This window comes from Brevibacillus gelatini, assembly GCF_050920745.1.
Lineage (GTDB): Bacteria > Bacillota > Bacilli > Brevibacillales > Brevibacillaceae > Brevibacillus > Brevibacillus gelatini.
Window position 1 is genome coordinate 2,204,161 of record NZ_CP154342.1, and the last position, 22,173, is coordinate 2,226,333.

Annotated in this window: 14 protein-coding genes; 8 read left to right on the forward strand and 6 right to left on the reverse strand. The window is 54.0% G+C overall.

The genetic code is table 11. The features are described from left to right. Positions 1–62 precede the first annotated feature (62 nt). On the forward strand, positions 63–551 hold the full coding sequence (gene ybaK, locus AAFJ72_RS10980; protein WP_432777175.1) for a Cys-tRNA(Pro) deacylase: 489 nt from the start codon (positions 63–65) through the stop codon (positions 549–551). 28 nt (positions 552–579) lie between these two features. Here the strand turns inward: ybaK and AAFJ72_RS10985 are convergent, their stop codons facing one another. Further along, on the reverse strand, positions 580–1,482 hold the full coding sequence (locus AAFJ72_RS10985) for a LysR family transcriptional regulator (RefSeq protein ID WP_122903861.1): 903 nt from the start codon (positions 1,480–1,482) through the stop codon (positions 580–582). Between the two features lie 122 nt (positions 1,483–1,604). Here AAFJ72_RS10985 and gltB point away from each other — a divergent pair, with 122 nt between their 5' ends. Then, positions 1,605–6,224 (forward strand): glutamate synthase large subunit, encoded by a 4,620-nt coding sequence (gene gltB, locus AAFJ72_RS10990; RefSeq protein WP_432777096.1) that lies wholly within the window; start codon positions 1,605–1,607, stop codon positions 6,222–6,224. Between the two features lie 278 nt (positions 6,225–6,502). On the opposite strand, the gene AAFJ72_RS10995 is transcribed toward gltB, so the two are convergent. From AAFJ72_RS10995 to AAFJ72_RS11005, 3 genes are all read right to left on the reverse strand, one after another. After that, positions 6,503–7,831, reverse strand: coding sequence for a GntP family permease (locus AAFJ72_RS10995; protein WP_432777097.1), 1,329 nt, complete (start codon positions 7,829–7,831; stop codon positions 6,503–6,505). A 25-nt stretch (positions 7,832–7,856) separates the two neighbouring features. Then, positions 7,857–9,398 (reverse strand): gluconokinase, encoded by a 1,542-nt coding sequence (gntK, locus tag AAFJ72_RS11000; RefSeq protein WP_432777098.1) that lies wholly within the window; start codon positions 9,396–9,398, stop codon positions 7,857–7,859. 228 nt (positions 9,399–9,626) lie between these two features. Beyond that, a complete protein-coding gene (locus AAFJ72_RS11005) occupies positions 9,627–10,496 on the reverse strand; it encodes a MurR/RpiR family transcriptional regulator (RefSeq protein WP_432777099.1) in 870 nt (289 codons plus the stop codon). A gap of 225 nt (positions 10,497–10,721) precedes the next feature. On the opposite strand from AAFJ72_RS11005, the gene gnd reads away from it, so the two are divergent. The 3 genes from gnd to AAFJ72_RS11020 all read left to right on the forward strand — a co-directional run bounded on the left by gnd (position 10,722) and on the right by AAFJ72_RS11020 (position 15,689). Then, the gene (gnd, locus tag AAFJ72_RS11010; protein WP_432777100.1) at positions 10,722–11,618 is read left to right on the forward strand and encodes a phosphogluconate dehydrogenase (NAD(+)-dependent, decarboxylating); all 897 of its coding nucleotides are present in this window, start codon (positions 10,722–10,724) and stop codon (positions 11,616–11,618) included. 216 nt (positions 11,619–11,834) lie between these two features. Beyond that, on the forward strand, positions 11,835–13,100 hold the full coding sequence (locus tag AAFJ72_RS11015) for a class I SAM-dependent methyltransferase (protein WP_432777101.1): 1,266 nt from the start codon (positions 11,835–11,837) through the stop codon (positions 13,098–13,100). Positions 13,101–13,103: 3 nt separating this feature from the next. Further along, positions 13,104–15,689: a metallophosphoesterase gene (locus AAFJ72_RS11020; protein ID WP_432777102.1), complete on the forward strand. Its 2,586-nt coding sequence runs from the start codon at positions 13,104–13,106 to the stop codon at positions 15,687–15,689. An 81-nt stretch (positions 15,690–15,770) separates the two neighbouring features. On the opposite strand, the gene AAFJ72_RS11025 is transcribed toward AAFJ72_RS11020, so the two are convergent. Beyond that, complete coding sequence (locus AAFJ72_RS11025) at positions 15,771–17,201, reverse strand: alanine/glycine:cation symporter family protein (RefSeq protein ID WP_432777103.1); 1,431 nt, start codon at positions 17,199–17,201, stop codon at positions 15,771–15,773. 27 nt (positions 17,202–17,228) lie between these two features. After that, positions 17,229–18,236, reverse strand: a complete 1,008-nt coding sequence (locus AAFJ72_RS11030; RefSeq protein ID WP_432777176.1) for a glutaminase — start codon at positions 18,234–18,236, stop codon at positions 17,229–17,231. A gap of 235 nt (positions 18,237–18,471) precedes the next feature. Between AAFJ72_RS11030 and AAFJ72_RS11035 the strand changes: the two genes are divergently transcribed. The 3 genes from AAFJ72_RS11035 to AAFJ72_RS11045 all read left to right on the forward strand — a co-directional run bounded on the left by AAFJ72_RS11035 (position 18,472) and on the right by AAFJ72_RS11045 (position 22,133). Further along, positions 18,472–19,773: an ATP-binding protein gene (locus tag AAFJ72_RS11035; RefSeq protein WP_432777104.1), complete on the forward strand. Its 1,302-nt coding sequence runs from the start codon at positions 18,472–18,474 to the stop codon at positions 19,771–19,773. 4 nt (positions 19,774–19,777) lie between these two features. Beyond that, entirely contained in the window at positions 19,778–20,713 is a 936-nt protein-coding gene (locus AAFJ72_RS11040) for a response regulator (RefSeq protein ID WP_432777105.1), read from the forward strand. 229 nt (positions 20,714–20,942) lie between these two features. Further along, complete coding sequence (locus AAFJ72_RS11045) at positions 20,943–22,133, forward strand: ISL3 family transposase (RefSeq protein WP_432774250.1); 1,191 nt, start codon at positions 20,943–20,945, stop codon at positions 22,131–22,133. The last annotated feature ends 40 nt before the right edge of the window (positions 22,134–22,173 follow it).

Below are 22,173 nucleotides of genomic sequence, written 5' to 3' on the forward strand. Positions count from 1 at the left end.
CAAACGTCTGTCCGCGGACGGCGTGAAATTTACCATTGGAGAGCGAAATGGAGTGTCTAATGATGAAGCAAGTAAAAACGAATGCGATGCGGATGTTAGAAAAAGAAAAAATCGACTATACGATGCTGAACTATCGGAAGGACGACGGGAAAATTGACGGTATCTCGGTGGCGCAAAAAATCGGCCGGGAAGCCGGAGTTGTCTATAAAACACTCGTTTCACAGGGCACGAGCCAGGGGTATTACGTTTTCGTCATCCCGGTGGAGGCGGAGCTGGATCTGAAAAAAGCGGCGAAAGCGGTCGGGGAGAAAAAGGTCGAGCTGATTCCAGTAAAAGACATTACCGCCGTAACGGGATATGTGCGGGGCGGCTGCTCCCCGGTGGGGATGAAAAAACTGTTTCCGACCGTCATTGACAGCAGCGCAGCGAAGATGGAACGGATCATCGTCAGCGGAGGAAAGATCGGCGTGCAGATCGAGCTTGGAGTCGACGGACTGCTCAAGGCGACGAAGGGCCGACTGGCTGACGTCTCTGCGGGTCCAACGGCGTAAGGGGGGGATTTTACCCCACCCGTATTCCCTAGCTGTACTTGCTCAACACATCAAAAAACTCCTTCAAAAAATGATAAAACAACTTTTCCGAAGGCGGCAGCTCCCGGTTGTTCGGAATGATGATGCCCACTGTTCTTTGTACGAGCGGCTCGCTGATCGGAATTTTCACCGTCTCGCGCGGCACATTGTCCGTCAGAGTCAGCTCCGGCAGTAGCGTAACGCCCAGGCCGGCGGCGACGAGTCCCTTGATCGCGTCGATGTCCTCGCCCTCGAAGGCGGTTTTGGGCGTGAAGCCCATTTGCGAACAGGCATTCACCGCAATATTGCGCAGGATGAACCCCGGCGGAAACAGCACGAACGTATCGTCCTGCAACTGATCCAGGCGCAGGCTCGGCTGTTTGGCCAGCGGGTGCTTGGCGGGCAGCAGCGCGACGATGTTTTCCGCGAAAAAAATATGGCTGCGCACGTTTTTTTCCTGGGTCGGAACCGGGCCGAGAAAGGCGAGGTCGATTTCTCCGTTAATCACAGAGTCGATCAGCCCCTGGTAAGAGCCTTGCCGAAGCTGGAAGCCGATGTCCGGATACCGTGCGCGAAAGCCGGAGATGACCGTCGGCAGAGGATTCGCGGCCAGACTGCTCGTAAACCCGACGCGAATCGTCCCGCGCTCCGGATCGAGAAACTCGTCAATTTTTTGCTTTGCCTTTTCAATCTCGTTCATGGCCAGTTCCACGTGCTTCAGAAAAATTTTGCCTACAGCCGTCAGTTTGACGTTTCGACCTTCACGGATGAACAGGGAGACGCCAAGCTCTGTCTCCAGGTTGGCGATTTGCCGGCTCAGGGCGGATTGGGCAACATGCAGGTTGTGCGAGGCTTCCGTGAAGTGCTCGCGCTTGGCCACTTCAATGAAGTATTGAATCTGTCGTAGCTCCATGAGTACCCTCCATTCCCAATTGATCTCGTTTTGAGATTAATATTGAGTAAATTATATATTGTTTGTATCGTTTCACTCAATCTAAAATTGTGTTAACAGAGAGAGCAAGGGAGTGGAGATACATGACGAGAAATGGAATGCCTGCAAAGCAAGGTTTATACGACCCGATGTTCGAGCACGACGCTTGTGGAATCGGTTTTATCGCGAATTTGAAAGCAAAAGCATCTCACGATATGGTAAAAAATGGACTGAAAATTCTTTGCCAGCTGGAGCATCGCGGCGGGCAAGGCAGCGACCCGGAGACGGGTGACGGAGCGGGCATCCTGACGCAAATCCCGCATACCTTTTTCAAAAAGGTCTGTAAGGAGCTGAACATTCAACTGCCAGCGCCAGGCAAGTACGGTGTCGGCATGCTGTTCCTGCCGATGGACGAGAGCCTGCGCAACGAGTACGAGGCGAAGCTGGCCGCGATTATCGAAGCGGAAGGGCAGAAGCTGCTCGGCTGGAGAACCGTCCCTGTCGATGCGACGAAGCTCGGCAAAACTGCGGCAGCGAGTCAGCCTTTTATCCGTCAGGTGTTCATCGGAGCGAGCGCACAAGCAGCAGCGGACCAGATGGCCTTCGAGCGAAAGCTGTACGTCATCCGCAAGCAGATGGAGCACGCAGCAGGCTCTGACTTCTACGCCGCCTCCATGTCGTCCCGTACAATCGTATACAAAGGCTTGCTCACGCCAGGCCAGGTGGATGCGTTTTACCTGGATTTGCAAGATAATTCTTACACTTCTACGTTTTCCGTCGTGCACTCGCGTTTCAGCACGAATACATTCCCGACGTGGGAGCGAGCGCATCCGAACCGCTATTTGATTCACAACGGCGAGATCAACACCTTGCAGGGCAACGTGAACTGGATGCGGGCGCGTGAAAAAATGTTTGCATCCAAGCTGTTTGGCGAGGATTTGCAAAAAGTCGTTCCTGTCATTGACATGCAAGGCAGCGACTCGGCCATTCTCGACAACTGCGTGGAATTTTTCTCGCTGGCGGGCAGATCGCTGCCGCACGTCGCAATGATGATGATTCCCGAACCTTGGGACCAGGATGAGCAAATCGACGCGAACAAAAAAGCGTTTTACGAATACCACAGCTGCCTGATGGAGCCATGGGATGGCCCGACGGCGATTTCCTTTACCGATGGCCGACAGATCGGGGCGATTCTCGACCGCAACGGATTGCGTCCGGCCCGCTACTACGTGACGACAGACGATAAGATCATTTTCTCATCAGAAGTAGGCGTTTTGGAAGTACCGGAAGAAAAAATTGTGCAAAAAGGCCGCCTCAGCCCAGGCCGCATGCTGCTGGTCGACCTGGAGGAAGGCCGAATCGTCTCCGATGAAGAGATCAAGCAAAAAATCGCCAGCGAGCAGCCATACAGCGAGTGGGTGAAAAACAACCTGTACACGCTGGAGCAGCTCCCACAGGCAGGCGCGACCGAAGAGCTCGACGGAAAAGCGCTGCTGGCGCGGCAAAAGGCGTTTGGGTATACACAGGAAGAGCTTGACAAGATGCTCCTGCCGATGGTTGCGGAGCAAAAAGACCCGATTGGCTCCATGGGCGTCGATACACCGCTCGCCGTGCTGTCGGACCGTCCGCAGCTTTTGTACAACTACTTCAAACAATCGTTCGCCCAGGTGACAAACCCGCCTATCGATTCGCTGCGGGAGGCTTGCGTGACCTCGACGCACACGGTGCTTGGCGCGGAAGGAAACCTGCTGGAACCGGCAGCGAGCCACTGCCGCCGCATCCGCTTGACCAATCCGCTGATTTCCAACAAGGAGCTGGCCCAGTTGCGCGCCAATCCGTATCAGGAGTTCCGGGCGCAAACGCTGCCGATCCTGTTTGCGGCAGACGGGGGAGAAAGCGCGTTGGAACAGGCTTTGGAGCAGTTGTTCGCCGCAGCCGATGAAGCGATTGCGGCAGGCTATACGCTTCTGATCCTGTCTGATCGCGGCATCGACGAGAAGCGGGCAGCGATTCCGGCCCTGCTTGCCACGAGCGGCCTGCATCACCATCTGGTGCGCTCCGGTACGCGGACAAAAGCCAGCCTGATCGTCGAGTCGGGCGAGCCGCGCGACGTCCACCAGTTCGCCATGCTGATCGGCTACGGGGCAGACGCTGTCAATCCTTATGTCGCCATTGCCTCCGTCCTCGATCTGATCGCATCCGGCAAGCTCAAGGACATCACAGCGGAAGATGCAATCGAAGCGTACCTGCAAACCGGAATCGAAGGCATCGTCAAGGTCATGTCCAAAATGGGCATTTCGACCGTCCAAAGCTATCGCGGGGCGCAAATTTTTGAGGCGGTCGGGATTCACACCGACGTCATTGACCGCTACTTTACCCGCACGCCATCGCAAATTTCCGGCATTTCGCTGGACGTCATCGCACAGGAGACGCTGATTCGCCACGCGCAAGCTTTCTCACCAGAGCATGCCGACGAAAAGCTCGATCCAGGCAGCGACTTCCAGTTCCGCCGCGACGGCGAGTACCACCTGTTCCAGCCGAAAACCGTGCACGCCCTGCAAAAGGCTTGCCGGGAAGGCAGCTACGAGCAGTACAAAATTTACGCCGAAATGGCAGGGGAGCAACCGTTTTCCGCCTTGCGCCACCTGCTGGACTTCCAATCGGACCGCAAGCCGATCCCGCTAAGCGAAGTCGAGTCGGTCGACTCCATCGTCCACCGCTTCAAAACGGGCGCGATGTCTTATGGCTCGCTCAGCAAGGAAGCGCATGAGACGCTGGCCATTGCCATGAACCGTCTGGGAGCGAAAAGCAACAGCGGGGAGGGCGGTGAAGATCCGGCCCGTTACACGCCGGATGAAAACGGCGATCTGCGCCGCAGCGCGATCAAGCAGGTTGCCTCCGGACGCTTCGGTGTATCCAGCCACTACCTGGTTAACGCGTCGGAAATCCAGATCAAAATGGCACAAGGGGCAAAGCCGGGAGAAGGCGGACAACTGCCAGGGAGCAAGGTGTACCCGTGGATTGCCGAAGTGCGCGGCTCCACCCCAGGCGTGGGCCTGATTTCGCCGCCGCCGCACCACGACATTTACTCCATCGAGGACCTGGCGCAGTTGATTTTTGACCTGAAAAATGCCAATCCGCGAGCGCGCATCAGCGTGAAGCTCGTCTCAAAGGCAGGCGTCGGCACGATTGCGGCAGGCGTCGCGAAAGGGCTGGCAGATGTCATCGTCATCAGCGGTCACGATGGCGGTACGGGCGCTTCGCCGAAATCGAGCATCAAGCATGCAGGAATGCCGTGGGAGCTGGGACTCGCCGAGACGCACCAGACGCTTTTGCTCAACCAACTGCGCGACCGCGTCGTGCTGGAGACAGACGGCAAGCTGATGACCGGACGCGACGTAGTCATTGCCGCGCTGCTCGGCGCAGAAGAATTTGGCTTCGCTACCGCACCGCTCGTCTCCATCGGCTGCGTCATGGCGCGTGTCTGCCACCTCGATACGTGCCCGGTAGGGGTCGCGACACAAAATCCGGAGCTGCGCAAACGCTTCAAGGGCGACCCGCAGCACGCGGTCAACTTCATGCGCCTCGTGGCTCGCGAAGTGCGCGAGATCATGGCCCAGCTCGGCTTCCGCTCGCTGGACGCGATGATCGGCCAAAGCCAGCTGCTGACCGTAAGCGAACGGGCAAAAGCGCACTGGAAAGCAAAGCATCTTGATCTGTCCGCGCTCTTGTACCAGCCGGCAGTATCCGCAGAGGTCGGCAAATACCATCATCGCAATCAGGACCACAAGCTGGAGGAGACACTGGACCGCCAAACGCTGCTCGCCTTGTGCAAGCCGGCACTGGAGAAGCAAAAGCACGTTCAGGCGAGACTGCCGATCAGCAACACGAACCGCGTTGTCGGAACGATTCTTGGCAGCGAAGTGACGAGAAGATACGGCGTTCACGGCCTGCCCGAAGACACGATTCAACTGGATTTTTACGGTTCGGCAGGGCAAAGCTTTGGCGCGTTTGTTCCACGCGGCATTACGTTGCAGCTTGAGGGTGACGCGAATGATTACGTCGGCAAAGGGCTGTCCGGCGGGAAAATCATCGTGGCGCCAGCGAAAAAGAGCACCTTCGCCCCAGAGCGCAACATGATTATCGGTAACGTCGCGTTCTACGGCGCGACCTCCGGCGAAGCGTACATCAACGGCCTTGCAGGTGAGCGCTTCTGCGTCCGAAACAGCGGAGTCACCGCCGTCGTCGAAGGTGTGGGCGATCACGGCTGCGAGTACATGACAGGCGGACGTGTCGTCGTCCTCGGTCAGGTGGGCAAAAACTTTGCCGCCGGGATGTCTGGCGGTACAGCCTATGTGCTGGCAGAAGATCAAGAGGCGTTTGCCGCCCGCTGCAACCAGGAAATGGTGCTTCTGGAGAAGCTCGAAGACCAGCGGGAGATCGCCGAAGTCAAGCGGCTATTGGAAAACCACGTCGCCTACACAGGCAGTCCTCGGGCGAAAGCCTTGCTCGCTTCGTGGCCGCAGACAATCGCCAAGTTCGTCAAAGTTATTCCAAAAGACTACAAGCAAATCATCTCGACCATGGAGGAACTGGAAAAGTCCGGCATGAAGCGCCAGGAAGCGATTTTGGCCGCATTTGAGATGAATCAGAAAAAGAGCGCAGACAAAAAGGCACCGAAAAAAAAGGCGCCTGAGCAGCTCAGCGTATCTGTAGGCAACTAAAAAAGCAGAACGGCAACTCGTGAGTGGGTTGCCGTTTTTTTTCGTGGGAAAAACGTTTCGGCGTGCGCAGTCAGATGGCGGAGTCCTACTCTTTTCCCCACAGAAAGCCAAAGGAACAGGAATCTTTTTACGAACGGTTCAATTGCCGGATGGTTCTATCCACTCCCCCTGCAACTGGGAGAAGATCAGCAGGTCAACCCTTTCAACAAAACAGGACATTCCTCCCGCCTATGCTGGATGGAATGTCCTGTTAATTGCGTGCAAATTGTGCAAGCCGATTAAATCACCAGGCTAAGCCCCATGATGAGAATGATCGCGACGACTGACAAAATTGTCTCCATGACGGTCCACGTCTTGAGTGTATCCTGAACCGACATGTTGAAGTATTCCTTAATCAGCCAGAAGCCGGAATCGTTGACGTGCGACAGGATCAGCGAGCCCGAGCCTGTTGCCAGTACCAAAAGTTCAGGGCTTGTCCCTGGGATTTGCAGGGCGATTGGGCCGACGATGCCGGCTGCAGTCATCATGGATACGGTTGCGGAGCCGGTTGCTACTCGAATCAAGGCGGCGATCAGCCAGCCCAGGAAAATGGGGGAGATCGCAGATGCCTTGGCCAGATCGGCAATGTAGTCACCGACGCCGCTGTTGAGAAGCACCTTGTTAAACGCGCCGCCCGCACCGATCACGAGCAGAATGGTGGCCGTAGGGGCGAGGCAGTCGTTTGTGAACTTGAGAATGTCGTCCTTGGAAAAGCCGCGATTGTAACCGAGTGTCCAGAACGAAATAATAACGGCGATCAACAGGGACGTGATCGGGCTGCCGATGAAGTCAGCCCATTGGCGCAGCATGTCTTCCTTCGGCAACGTAACGTCGGCAACCGTTGCCATTAGCATCAACAGAACGGGCAGGAGAACAGTAAAGACCGTAATGCCAAAGCCAGGCAGCTCGCGCTCGTCTTTTGGCTCTGCCAGTTGCGAAGCGAGTTCAGGCGAGATGCTCGTTTTGACCCGTTTGCTGATCCAGTTGCCGTAAAGCGGTCCTGCGATAATGGCGGCTGGAAGCCCGACGATGATCGAGAGCAAAATCGTTTTCCCGACATCGGCCTGGAACAGATCAACGGCTGCCATCGCCGCAGGGTGCGGCGGCACAATCCCGTGTACGATGGACAATCCGGCGACGAGCGGAATCCCGATTTTCAACAGCGAAACGCCTGTCTGTCTCGCGATGGTGAAGACGAGTGGAATTAAAAGGACGAAGCCTACCTGGAAAAAGACCGGAATTCCTACGATAAAAGCGACGAACATCATGGCCCAGTGCACATTTTTTTCACCGAAACGGTTAATCAAGGTGCGGGCGATGCGCTCGGCCCCGCCTGATTCTGCCATCATTTTTCCGAGCATGGTGCCCAGCGCAAGCACGATGGCGATGAATCCGAGCGTTCCGCCCATCCCGTCCTTGATCGAGTCGACAACCTTGTCAAGCGGCATGCCGGACGCGATCCCGACAAATCCGGCGGCGAGCAGCAAGGCGACAAACGGATTCACCTTGAAACGCGTGATAAGAAGGAGTAAGAAAATAATGGATAGTAGCGTAATGAGTAGCGGCATGGATGACCCTCCTTACAGTGTCTCTCTAGTTGTTCAGTTGCTTTTGGAACTTGGCAATCAGCTTGTATTCCTCCAGCAAGTTGTAGTAGACGCGTTCGTAAATGTAAAACAGTTCCAGATACGTGCTGGATCGCTCCAGATCGGGCTCGTGCCGGTGGGAGATGTGAATCATTTTTTTCACATCGTGCAAATCGTCGAGCGCGCCGAGCGCGTGCATCGCCAGTAGGGCAGCGCCGAAGCTGGAGCTTTCATGGCTCTCGGGAATGAGCACCTCGTAGCCGAACATGTCCGACATGATCTGGCGCCATTCTTTGGAGCGGGCAAAGCCGCCCGAGGCGCGGATTTCCTTGGCTCCGCCAGCCAGGTCGCGAAGTGCGATGCCAATGCTGTAGACGCTGAACAAAATCCCTTCGAGCACGGCGCGGATGAAATGCTCGCGCTTGTGATGCAGACCGATCCCGAAAAAGGAGCCTCGTGCCTGCGCATTCCAGTACGGAGCGCGTTCTCCGGAGAGGAAGGGGAGGAAGAGCAGCCCGTCTGCGCCAGCGCGTACGTTTTTCGCCGCCTCGATCATCACGTCGTACGGATCGACGCCAAGCTGTTTGGCTTTTTCCACTTCCGGCCAGCTAAACTCGTCGCGGAACCAGCGCAGCATAATCCCGCCGTTGTTGGACGGGCCGCCGATGACCCAATGATTTTCTGTCAGCACGTAGCAGAAGGTGCGGCCTTTCGGATCGGTAATCGGTTCGGGCACGACAGTTCGGACCGCACCGCTTGTCCCAATCGTAATCGCGACCTGTCCGTGGTCGATCGCACCGATGCCCAGGTTGGCCAGCACGCCATCACTGGCCCCGACGACAAATGGCGTATCGGGGTCAAGCCCGATTTCTTCCGCATAGCGCAGCTTCATTCCCCGCAGGACATGGGTAGTCGGCACAGGCTCGCTCAGGTGCTGCCTGCTGATGCCGGCGACCGCGAGCGCCTGCTCGTCCCAGTCCAGCTTGCGCAGGTTGAACAATCCGGTGGCAGAAGCGATGGAGTAGTCGACGACATACTGCCCGAACAGCCGATAGATTACGTACTCCTTGATCGAAATGTACTTGGCTGTCTTCTGGCACGTCTCCGGCATGTGCTCTTTCAGCCACATGATTTTTGGCAGGGGAGACATCGGATGGATCGGCGTGCCTGTGGCGAGGTAAATCTGGTGGCCGACGCCGTTTTCCTTGAGCCGATCTGCCTGTGCCGCACTTCGGTTATCTGCCCAGATGATACTGTTCGTCAGCGGATTTCCGTGTGCATCGACGGCGATCAGGCTGTGCATCGCGGTCGAGAAGCCGATTCCGCCGATTTCTTGCCTGTCGATGCCTGCCTGGACAATCGCATGCTTCAGTGCCTGAATGACAGCGGCGAAAATCGTTTCCGGGTCTTGCTCCGCCCAGGAGGCTTTCGGGACGAGCAGGGGGTAATCGATATTGCCCGTCCCTCTGACGGCACCGGAAGGCGTGAAGACGATCGCCTTCGTACTTGTCGTGCCAATATCCAGACCGATAAAGTAGGTTTGCTTCATTTGTGTTCACCCTTTTTGTATACGCTTTCAACAGAGTGGCGTGGTGATAACGCGATTATATCGAAATTTTTTTCATTTGTTAATACAAAAGAAAAAAATTATTTCAATTTTCATGCCGATTCCTAGTATTGACGAAAATCCTGAATAGTGGAAAGTAGTATCCCCGTCCAGCACCATGCTATTCTTTTCATGCAGTTTTCGCAGGCAGGCAAAAGAAAAACGCCCGATTTACAGGCGTTTGAGCGAGATCGCCTCGCGAATATGCTGGATGTTGGAGATGGTGTCGTCCTGACGGCGCAACGACACCGCCACGTACAGCAAATCGATCAGACTGAGCTGGGCCAGCCGGGAAGACAGGGCCTCCGTGCGAAAAACAGTTTCCCGGGAAGTGGTGTAGAGGCACATGTCGGCCAGCCGGACGAGCGGAGATTTGCCGTAGCTCGTGATGCCGATTGTTTTCGCCCCGCGTTCTTTGGCCACGCGCAGGGCGGCCAGTATATCCTTGTTGGAGCCGGAGTGGGAGAAGCCCACCGCAACGGCTCCCTCTGAGAGCAGCGAAGCGGACATGACCTGATAATGAGCGTCGGAGTGGTGAATACAGGGTATACCTGTCCGCATGAACTTGTGGTAGGCGTCCTGGGCAATCGCTGCCGAGCCGCCGGAACCGTAAAACTCAATGCGGGTTGCTTTTTCCAGACAGTCGACAATTTTCAACAGCTCATCCTTGTTAATGATTTGCAAGGTGTCGCGCAACGTTTCCAGATTGGCGGTGAAAATTTTTTCCGCAATCGCGCCGACATCATCGTCATCGAGGTTGATTTCCTGGTAGATCGCTTGTTTCGGGTTTGTCACTTCGCTGGCGAGCGCAATTTTAAACGCCTGGTAGCCGCGAAAGCCGAGCCTGCGGCACAGGCGGAACACGGTCGCATCCGCACATTGGCACTGGTCGGCCAGCTCGGTAATGGACAAATGAACAATTTTGCTGGCATTTTGCAAAATGTAGTCGGCAATTTGCTGCTCCTTGCCGCTCAACTGCGTATAGATCGCGCGCAACTGCGCAAGCACGCTTGCCGGAACGTGTGGTGTCGTTTCAGCCATGAATTGCTACCTCCCAAAAAGTGGCGCTGTGCCTTCTGTGTCGTGAAAGCTCGTCTATGGACAGCTTGATCGTGCAAGCGAATAGGTTTGCTTTCTGTTAGTATAAGGAAAATGGCTGCCTGATTCCTAGATTCGAAAAAATTTTCTCTTTTTATGATGAAAGATGAAAATTTTTGTCATATAATACGAGGAAATGGAGATTACCCAAAGGAGTGACGTACGCGAATGAAACTTGCGATACTCGGTTTAGGCAAAATGGGTTACAACCTTACGCTCAACCTGCTTTCCCACCAGCATGAAGTAGTGGCTTACGATGTAGACAGCAGCCGCGCAGAGGAGCTCAGCCGCGAAGGTGCGATTCCGGCCGCTTCCGTGGAAGATGCCGTGGCGAAGCTGGAAGCGCCGCGCGTCATCTGGCTGATGGTTCCGGCGGGAGAGATCGTGGATCAACTGGTCGACCAGCTTTCCGCCTTGCTCTCGCCGGGAGACATCGTGATCGACGGAGGCAACTCGCACTACAAGCAGTCGGTTGAGCGCTACGAGCGGCTGAAAGCAAAAGGCATTCACTTCCTCGACGTGGGAACGAGCGGTGGCATGGAAGGCGCTCGCCACGGGGCATGTATGATGATCGGCGGGGATCGTGAGGCATTCGCTCATATCGAACCGATGATTCGCGACATCAATGTGGACAAGGGCTACCTGTACACAGGCGAAGCGGGCAGCGGGCACTTTTTGAAAATGATTCACAACGGGATCGAGTACGGCATGATGCAGGCAATCGGTGAAGGCTTCGAGGTGCTGGCAAAAAGCCAGTACGATTACGACTTCGCAGAAGTGGCGCGCGTGTGGGCGAACGGCTCGGTTATTCGCGGCTGGCTGATGGATCTGACGGAACGCGCTTTCCGCAAAGACGCCAAGCTGGACGGCATTCGCGGCGTCATGCATTCGTCCGGGGAAGGAAAATGGACGCTGGAAACCGCCCTGGATCTGCAAGCAGCCACTCCGGTGATCGCGATGTCGCTGCTCATGCGCTACCGCTCGCTTGATGAAGACACCTTCCACGGCAAAGTCGTAGCTGCGCTGCGCAACGAGTTTGGCGGCCATGCGGTGGAAAAAAAATAAAGCGATATTCGGCAAAAAGGATGACGGAAAAGCCACTCTGGACAAAGGAGCGGCTTTGCTGTTCGTCCTTTTTTTGTGCGGATTTTTGTAACATGTGACGAGCGAAACGATTCTTTTTTGCCCGACCAATCCGGTTCGTAATACTTTTGCCCTGTTCATCCCGGTTGAAATGGTAGAAGATGGTTCTACAGCCAGGGAGGAAGGAGAGAAACGAACATGGCCATCGTCCAATTGCGCTCAGAGAACCCGGCCTTCTCGTATCTTATCAGGAAAAACCCGGCGTCCGGGCTGACGCTCCGGTCGGTGCGCAAAGGCATCGCCTACGGCTGGTATTCGGAAAGCTCCGTCTACCACATTTACTTCAAGGACGCCGACAACGAAGTATCGTACAAACAGTTTGCCGAAGAGCGGTTTGAATACCTCAATGTGTCGCGCTACAACACGCCTTTGTTTCCGCTCAACGCGATCAATGAATTTTTTTCCACAACAATGAAAACGCGGGACGAGCGCGACGTCGAAGGGTACACGCACGTGTTTTTCATCAACATGATCCATATTGAGCTGGTGCGCTACATCGAGTTTTTTCAGAAGCATCTTCCGGACTTTTCGTTCGAGATCCGGCACCACGCCCATAAAAGCTACGCCTTGACGATCCGCACGCAAAAAAGCTTGTACGACCTGCTGCATGTGGTAAGCGTGCTCTGCTTGTTTCTCGCTACGTTTGGCAAGGAGCATCTCGATATTTCCGAGGGGATTCTTGACAAATACATCAAGAGTATCAACGCGGTGGATGCCCCGTTTTACATTCGCAGCTTGTTCGCGCGCCAGTTTCTGGTTCGGCGCGAGCATTTTCACAAGTACAAAGCGCTGCTTGAACAGACAGCGCGGTACACGATTCAGCTCGAATATGGCAGCACCGGGCTGCAGCGGAGAAACTTCATCGCTTCGCAGCTTTCTTTTACCCGGCCGATTCTCGATGTCGGCTGCGGCGAAGGGTTTTACGCCTTGCCGTTTGCCGCGAAGATGACACATTGCTACTACGCCGTTGACATCGACGAAGAGCGGCTGGCGCTCGTCAATCGCAAAGCAGCTGCGAAAGAAGTCGACAATATCGTCGTGTTTCCGTCTGTCGATGATTTTTTGCACGACTACAACGGCGAACAGGTCGACATCATTTTGACCGAAGTGATCGAGCATATGAGCCAGGATGAAGCGCGGGCGCTCATTTTGCAGTTGTGCCGACAAGTCGATTTTGACCGATTTATCATCACGACACCGAATGCCGACTTTAACCCGTACTACGAGCTGACCGGGTTTCGTCACGACGACCACCGCTGGGAAATGGGGCAGGCCGCTTTTCAGGCTTGGATGCACGAGATTGTGCAAGAAGCGGACGTCCAGGCGGAGTTCGTCGCGATTGGCGACCGGGTAAACGGCTCTCCGACAACGCAAGGGGTCATTTTCAGGAAAAGGGGGACGTAACCGATGCGCATTTCCACACAACTGCACACGATTTTCATGCTCGTAGGTCCGACCGAATGCGGAAAAACGACCTTTGCCAAAGAAGTGCTGATACCGCAGCTTCGCATCGAGGATGAGGCGAGAAAGCTCAAGGCCAATGTGGCGTACATTTCCTCGGACGAATTGCGGCAGGAGCTGCTCGGGCATGCGTACGACAAATACGATCAGATCATGCTGGAGGCGAGCGAGCAGGCGTTTTCGCTCCTGTTTGAAAAGCTGCGGCTCGTCACAACGTTTCCGATCAACGCGCCGTTTGTCGTCGTCGACACGACTGGCCTTGCCGAAGACTTCCGGGCCAAAGTCTGCGAGATCGCCCGTGAGAACCACTACAACCTGGAAGCCATCGTTTTCGACTACCGCAAACGCGAGGACTATTACGCCTCCGAGCGGTCAAAAAAGCTGATTACGAACCACATTCTCCGGCTGAAAAAGGAAGTTCTGCGCGCCTTGTCCAAAGAAGGGTACGCGAACATTCACCGCGTCCGCGCCAAAGATTTTTACGAGCCGCAAGAGAAAACAGCCAACCCCGCGTACCAGGTCGTGATCGCAGACAAAGACGACTATTTGGCGACGATGCTTCTGCCCGATACGCGTTACATTATCATCGGCGACGTGCATGAATGCGTGCACGAGCTGAAACGGCTGCTGGTCGCCCATGGGTACCAGCTCGACCAAAACCGGCTTGTGGCCACAGACAAGGTGCGCAACACGAAAATCATTCTCGCGGGCGACTGGATCGACAAAGGCAAGCATACCCGCGAGATCATCGAGTTTCTGTACGACAACCAGGAGCATTTTTTGCTGGTGCTGGGCAACCATGAAAACTTTGTCCGCAAATTTTTGCAGGGAAAAATCAAGGGAGTCGAGCCAGAGCTGCTCGCGACGTATTTCGATTCGGTCGCTGTCTTGCAGGACGATTTGCTGCTGCAAGAAAAGTTCTTCCATTTGTGCGCGATTTCCCGGCCTTTTTACCGCTGCCACGCACAGTCTGAACCGTCTTACTACGTGACACATGCCCCGTGCAAAAACAAGTACATCGGCAAGCTCGACGCGGTTTCCGTGCGCCACCAGCGAAACTTCCGGCTCGATCGATCCCATTCTCGCGAAGAACAGCTTGGCTTTTTGCGCGAGGAAGCGGTCAGCAACCATCCGTATCACGTCTTCGGCCATATCGCGGCCAAACAGGCTTTTCGCCTGAAAAACAAGCTGCACCTCGACACCGGATGCGTACAAGGCAACGCCCTGACCTCTGTTGTGATCGGGCACAAGCCTTTGTATAAATCCGTACGCTCTGACCATGCGGCACTTTCAGAAGAGCTGCCGGACTTGTTCCAGGAAAAACAGCGCGTATCACTAGAAGAGTTGGCAGAAGACGAGCTGCACCGTTTGCAATACTGCCTGCGCAACAAGATCAACTTTATCTCCGGGACGATGCCGCCAGCAGACAAAGACGAAGCAGCTGACGAGCTGGAGTCACTTCGGGCGGGCTTGCGCTACTTTGCGGAGCGCGGAGCGAGCCAGGTCGTGCTGCAGCCGAAATACATGGGCTCCCGCTGCAATGTCTACCTCCACCGCGAACTGGCAAAGTGCTTTGCTGTCAGCCGCAACGGCTACAAGATCACGCAGGTTGACTTGACGCCGATTTACACAAAGCTTTTGGACAAATTCGCTTCGTACATGGAGGAGCAGCGAGTGGAAATGATGTTGCTGGACGGAGAGCTGCTCCCGTGGCGGGCGATTGGCGAGGGATTGATTGAAAAGCAGTTCAAGCCGATTGAAAAAGCGCTGTATAGCGAGCTGTCCTACCTGCAGGAGCACGGCTTTGAGCAGGCGCTCCGCAGGCTTGTGGACGAATACGAGGCCAGCGGCTTTGAACAGGACCAGTATCATCTTGCCAAAAGCGCTCTGACCGACAAGTACGGCTCTACGCTGTACCAAAACTACAAGTATGCTCGTGAGATCAAAGAAACGTTCGTTCCCATCGATCAGCAGCTCGCAGCGTATGCGACGTACGAACAGCAACTGGTGCTGTACGGCGAGGCTGGTGAGCTGGAATACAAGCCATTTGCCGTGTTGAAGCTCGTCTACGAAACAGGGGAGGAACGGTTGCCGGAGTGGCGAACGTCGGACATGTATCGGTTTGTCAGCGAGGATGACTGCCTCGTAGTCGATCTGGACGAGGCCGATGCGTATGAACAGGCTGCGCGCTTTTTCGCCAAAATGACGTTGGAGCAACAAATGGAGGGGGTCGTTATCAAGCCCGAAGTGGCAAACGAGAAGACGGTTCCGGCGATGAAGGTGCGTAACGCCGACTACTTGTCGATCATTTACGGCTACGACTACCGTTTTCCTCACAAGTACCGCAAGCTGATGAAGCAAAAAAACATCGGCCAAAAGCTGCGGGCGGCGATGAAGGAGTACGAATTGGGCAAAAGCATGCTGCGCGTCAAATTCGCAGACATTTCGCCCGCGAACGAGGCGTATCAGCAGACAGTCGCGACGATGCTGTTTGCAGTCGCACAGGAAAAAGAGATCGACCCTCGGCTGTAGGGGAGCCACCGCAAAAAAAGAAAGCCTGCGTCCTCTTTGGCAAAGGACTCAGGCTTCTTCAATTGAAGCGAGTGTGAAACTTTAGCCGATCCGCTCTTTTTTCGCAGCGGCTGGCGATGCTTCCCAGGCTTCCAGGTTTCCTGCGCCAGGAATGGTGTCGGAGTAGAATACAGGATCTTTTCCAGCTTTTTTCTGCTCTTGATAATCACGCAAAGCGGCGAAGGCGACCTTGGACAGCATGAAAATCGCAATCAGGTTGACCACAACCATCAGACCCATGAACAAGTCGGCCAGGTCCCAAACGAGCTGGACTTTTGCCACCGCGCCAAACAGCACCATGCCAAGAACGCTAATGCGGTAGAGCAGCAGCCATGCCTTGCTTGTTTTCAAAAACTCGATGTTTGTCTCACCGTAGTAGTAGTTCCCGATCAGTGTACTGAAGGCAAACAGGAAGACCATCACTGCGAGAGTAGCCGATGCCCAGTCGCCAAGGTGGATGGACAGAGCAGCCTGGGACAACTCGATGCCGCTCAATTCAGACTGCTTGTATGCGCCGGACAGCAGGATGATGAAAGCTGTGCTTGTACAAATGATGAGTGTATCGGTCAAAACGCCAAACGCTTGAATCAGACCTTGCTTGACCGGGTGGCTTGTCGTAGCTGTAGCAGCGGCGTTCGGAGCACTACCCATACCAGCTTCGTTGGAGAACAAACCGCGTTTTACCCCGTGCATGAGTGCCGCACCGAGCGTACCGCCAGCAACCTGTTCCAGACCAAAGGCGCTTTTCACAATCAGGGCAAGCATTTCCGGCATTTTGTCAATGTTCATCAAGACGATCAACAGCGCAACACCGATGTACAAAATAGCGAGCACGATGACGATGTATTCAGACGCTTTCGCAATGCGTTTGACTCCGCCAAAGATGATGGCAGCAAAAGCGATGGTCATAATCAGACCAACTGTCAGACGATCCGTGCCGAAGGAGTTTTCAAACGCAAGTGTAATCGTGTTGGATTGCACCGCATTGAAGACCAGACCGAACGACAGGGTAATCAGCACCGCGAACAGGGCACCCATCCAGCGTTTGTTGAGCCCTTTTTCCATGTAGTAGGCAGGGCCCCCGCGGAAGCCGTCTTTATCCTTGATTTTGTAAATTTGCGCCAGTGTGCTTTCCACAAAGGCAGAAGCAGAACCGATGATGGCGATGACCCACATCCAGAAGACGGCGCCAGGGCCGCCCAGCGCAACCGCGATGGCGATTCCCGTAATGTTACCGGTACCGACACGCGCGGCCATACTGATACAAAATGCCTGGAAAGGCGTGATGCTGTCTGCAGCGGAACCTTTCTTTCCTTCGCGAATGGCTTGCAGCATGTCTTTTATCATGCGGATTTGCAGGAAGCCGCCTTTGAACGTGAAGAACAGGCCGAGTACAACCAGCATGACAATCAGGATGTACGACCAGAAAATGTCGTTAATGGACCCTACTACGTCTAACAGAAATTGTTGCATCTTGTCACCTCGAATGAATAGATTGGGTTAAAAAATACTGACATCCCATTCGTGCGCGATTTGCTTCAATAGTGATACGCCTGCTACACTGTTCCCGCACGAATCGATCGCCGGACCGAAAATACCGATGCCGCAACCGTCGGGAAAAGGGGACTCTCGTTTCAGGATGGGAGGAACCAAGGTCATAATGCCGCCAGACACGCCGCTTTTTGCCGGGAGTCCGACGTAGGCAGCGAATTTTCCCGAAGCGTCATACATACCGCACGTCAGCATCAGCGCTTTTGCCAGCCGGACGACCTGTTTAGGGAAAATTTGCTCGCCGCGTAGCGGATGATAGCCATCGAGCGCGAGAATCAGACCGATCAGCGCAATCTGCTCCGTGTTGACCTCGATGGAGCATTGCTTCAGGTACACTTCCAGCGCTTCCTCAACCTCGCAGTCCAGATAACCCGTATCCTTCAGGTAATGGGACAACGCACGGTTGCGGTGAGACGTCATCCATTCGGAGACGAACACTTCTTCGTTTACGACAGGGGCAGAAGATGTAATTTTTTGGAAAATTGCGTATAAATAGTCCAATTTCTGTTTTGGCGTATCCCCTGGCAAAAGCGATGATACCGTGATGGCGCCCGCATTAATCATCGGGTTGAACGGCTTGCCCGGCTTGTGCATCTCCAGCCGGATGATTGAGTTGAAGGCATCGCCCGTCGGCTCGACATCGACGCGATCCAGCACGTAGCTGATCCCGTGGTGGCAGCAGGCAGCGATAAAGCTGACGACTTTGGATATGCTTTGCAGCGTGAAGGGAACATCCCAGTCACCAGCCGTAATCTTGTGCCCGGAAGGCTCGATGATGCAGATGCCTAGATGTGTCGGGTCTGCTCGCCGCAAGGCCGGAATATAGCTGGCGCATTTTCCTTCTGACGCTTGAAGGCGATGGTAGGCGACCCATTGCTCCAGCTCGTCCATCCGCTTGCGGTCCCACTTGCTTTTTGTCATTGTTGCTGATTCAAACAAACATGTTTCCCCCCAAATCCTGTACTTTCTAGCCTTTTGTCTTGGAGCGTAAGCGCTTCCACATCAGGCGATAAGGTATATTGAACACTTTAAAACCAACCTACAAAATCAAACAAAAACCAACAAAAATATTCATGCATTTATATAAATATTTTTTCTATACTTGTCGTTCACGGGTATTCTATATAAGAATAGATAAGGTAAATAATGATAGGTATCGTGAGAAACTAGACAGGGAGGGGAAGCTTGCTGCATGCATTCCCCATTAAAAAAAGACGGGTACATCCTGGCGCTCATGCTGATTACCGTGCCGATTGCCGGTGAGTTGAAATTTTATCCGGTCAATGAGACGTTTCGGATCAGCTTTGGCGCTCCTACTTTTTTCTTCTTCTTGCTGTTGTTCCAGCGGCTTCCGGTGGTTTTGCCCGGATTTTTGACCGGGCTTTGCGTCGTCGGCTTTCGTCTGCTGCTTGATTATTCCACGCAAAGCCCTTTTGATTGGACGGCTTCCATGCGGGAGCACTATTCCAGCTTTTTCTTCTACTTTTCCTACTCGCTGCTGTTTTACGTCATACGCATCGAACGGTTTCGCGAGCAGACGCTCTTGATCGCCTTTATCGGGATGATCGTCGAGGTCGTGGCCGATTTGGTCGAGCTGCTGTCGCAATACGTCATGTTCCACATTGTCATTACGTGGGGCGCGTTGCAGGAGATGTTTGTCATCGCGCTGTCGCACAGCTTTGTCGTCCTGAGCTTTTGGAACATGATCCGGCTGTACGAGACGCAGGCGCGGGAAAAGCAGACGCGCACCCAGCACGAGCACATGCTGCTGCTCATTTCCAATTTGTACGAGGAATCGATTCATCTGAAAAAGACGCTGCAAAACGCAGAGGACATCACCGTCAAATCGTTTGAGCTGTACCAGGGCTTGCAGGCGTTGAAGAGCATGCCCGACCGAATTTCTGTTGAGTCGTTCGCGAAAAAGGCGCTGATTATCGCAGGGGAAGTCCACGAAATCAAAAAGGACAACCAGCGCATTTTTGCGGGTCTGCAAAAGCTGATTTCGCATGAAAACAAGTCCGATTTTATGGACATCGAGCAACTGGTGGACATCATCATGCGCTCCAACGAGAAATACGCGAGCCTTTTGCAAAAACAGATCGAGTTTTCCAGCACCATTTCTGGCGAGCATCCGCACTACCACGCGTTTACGCTGCTGTCGCTCATTAACAACATCGTCGCCAACGCCGTCGAAGCGATTCAGCAGACGGGGCGGATCGTGATTTCCGTGGACAGGACCGAAAACTTTTTGGAACTCCGCATCACGGATGACGGGCCAGGGGTTCCGCCTCGCCGTAAAAAGTTAATTTTTACCCCAGGCTTTACGACCAAGTACGACTTGAAAGGAATACCCTCGACAGGCATTGGTCTTTCCTACGTTAAAGCGATAGTGGACGAGTTGGGAGGGGAGCTTGCTGTACACGATGGCGTGTCCGGAATTGGGACCGAGTTTTTCATCCGGCTGCCGATCAAACATGTAAGGGAGAAAGAGTGAGACGATGCTTTTTTATGTAGTCGATGATGATGAGGCCGTGCGCCTGATGTTGACGGAGATTATTGAGGATGAAAATTTGGGAGAAGTCGTGGGGGAAGCCGAGGACGGGTCGCTCATCGACGGGCAAATGCTGACGATGCGCCAAGTCGATATCGTCCTGATCGACATGCTCATGCCCGTCCGCGACGGAATTGAAACGATCCGGCAAATCCGCCCGGCGTTCAAGGGCAAGATCGTGATGATCTCCCAGGTGGAATCGAAGGATTTGATCGCGCAAGCCTATGCGCTTGGCAGCGAATACTACATCATCAAGCCGATCAACCGGATCGAAGTGGTGACGATTTTGCAAAAAGTGATTGAGAAAATTCGACTGGAAAAGTCGATCCAGGACATCCACAAATCGCTGCATTCGGTTTTGCAGCTCAGTCCGGTGAACACGGTCCCGGTACCAGCGGTCAAACACGAAAAGCAGCTGCGCGAGGCGGGACAATTCCTTTTGGCGGAGCTTGGCATTGCGGGCGAGAACGGGAGCAACGACTTGCTCGATATTTTGGATTTCCTGGCCGAATACGAGCAAAAGCAAACGTTCAAAAACGGCTTTCCGGCGCTCAAGGAAATTTTTGTCGCGGTGGCGGAATCCAGGCTTGGCCCATCTGCGGATAAAGAGCAGGTCATGAAGGTGGTCAAGGCATCGGAGCAACGGGTCAGAAGGGCAATTTATCAGTCGTTGAACCATCTCGCCTCGCTCGGCCTGTCCGATTTGTCCAACTGGAAGTTCGAAAATTACGCCTCGCAGTTTTTTGACTTCACGTTCGTGTATAAAAAAATGGCGGAGTTGAAAAACAAGTCGTCCTCTACCCCCTCCGATATTCGGATCAATATGAAAAAGTTTATTCAGGTGCTGTATGCAGAGGCCAGGCGCATTCAGTCGGAAGCGTGAAACATACGGCTTCTTTTCCGGCCTCCGCTCAGTGCCCGCATCGAAAAGCTGGCCAGTGTGTCTTTCGGCAGTAGCAGCACCAAAAGACACACTGGCTATTTTTTTCGCTCAAGTATGCCTAAAAATTTTTTGATTCATCACCATAACCCGTGCTAGACATTGAAAAAACGCAGATGTTCCTTTATCGTGGGAGTTGTCGAGACAACCACTGAAAAGGAGGAAATCTGCGTTGTGCCTTGATTTTAGCACAGACTTTATCAGACTTCCATCATTCCATCTCACACATTGGGAAAAAACAAAGGAAACGGATTGGATCGCTGTTCTGGAACCGCATTCTGCCTGTCATCTTTGTCCGATCTGCCTCGGAGCCAGTACCAACCATGCACGTCCTGGACGGCGTATTCTTCGTCATCGTTTCGTTCCTTCTTGGGGGACCGTCTGGGTATCCGTTCCCGTGTATCGCCAGCGCTGTGCTAGTTGTATGCTTACATGGACAGTGGAATGGAACGGTATCCCGCCTCGAGGATCCGTGACCTCTGCTTTTCAAGAGATGGCGGTGGATATGTGCCGCAGTCGGGATTTGCTCTCGGTTGCCAAGCAATTGAGTGTGGCCTACTCGACACTCGAACGCTGGTACTACCAACTGGCCCCCCAACGCCTTGCTCAACCAAAAGAACATGAAGCTCCTGAAGTGGTCTGTCTGGATGAGTTTGCTCTGCAAAAAGGACATAAGTATGGCGTGAACCTCATGGATGCTCAAACCGGTCATATCTGGCAAGTCACAGAAGGACGTTCACGTGAACAAGTACGAAACGCGCTGCAGCAATGGCCTTTTCGTAAGGCTCCCCATGTAGTTGTCACGGATTTGGCTCCAGGAATGGCTGAAACCGTACGCCAGGTCTGGAAGCATACCCTTGTGGTAGCAGATAAATTTCACGTGATCCAGCTTTTCTCTAAAGCGTTGGAAGCTACCCGAAAACGCACTCATGCTCGTGGAACACATCGTCGGGGCAGACATGAGCAACGCCTGCTCCATACGATCCCTGACAAGCTGAAGCCCGAAGAGCTTCAGGAACTGAAGATTTGGTTAGCAGAAGATCCACATCTGGAACGACTCTACTTTGCGCTTCAAGACATAAGAACCGTGTATGCCGTTGAAACCCAAGAGGCAGGGGAGGAAGCGCTTCAGAAATGGATTGTCGACCATCTCTATTCTCCGACTCCTGCGGTTCGTTCCATTGCCAAAACGATTGTCCAGTGGCAAGAGCCCATTCAGCATTATTTTTCCTTTCGGGTAACGAATGCCAAGATTGAAGGGACACACAACAAAGTGAAGGTAATCAAACGAAGAGCCTACGGCTACCGCAATCTAGAGAGATTCAAGATTCGCATTAGACTGGAGTGTAAACCGGCTACATAACTACGAAAAACTGCGATAGAGGGAGATCAAGCACGTTTTA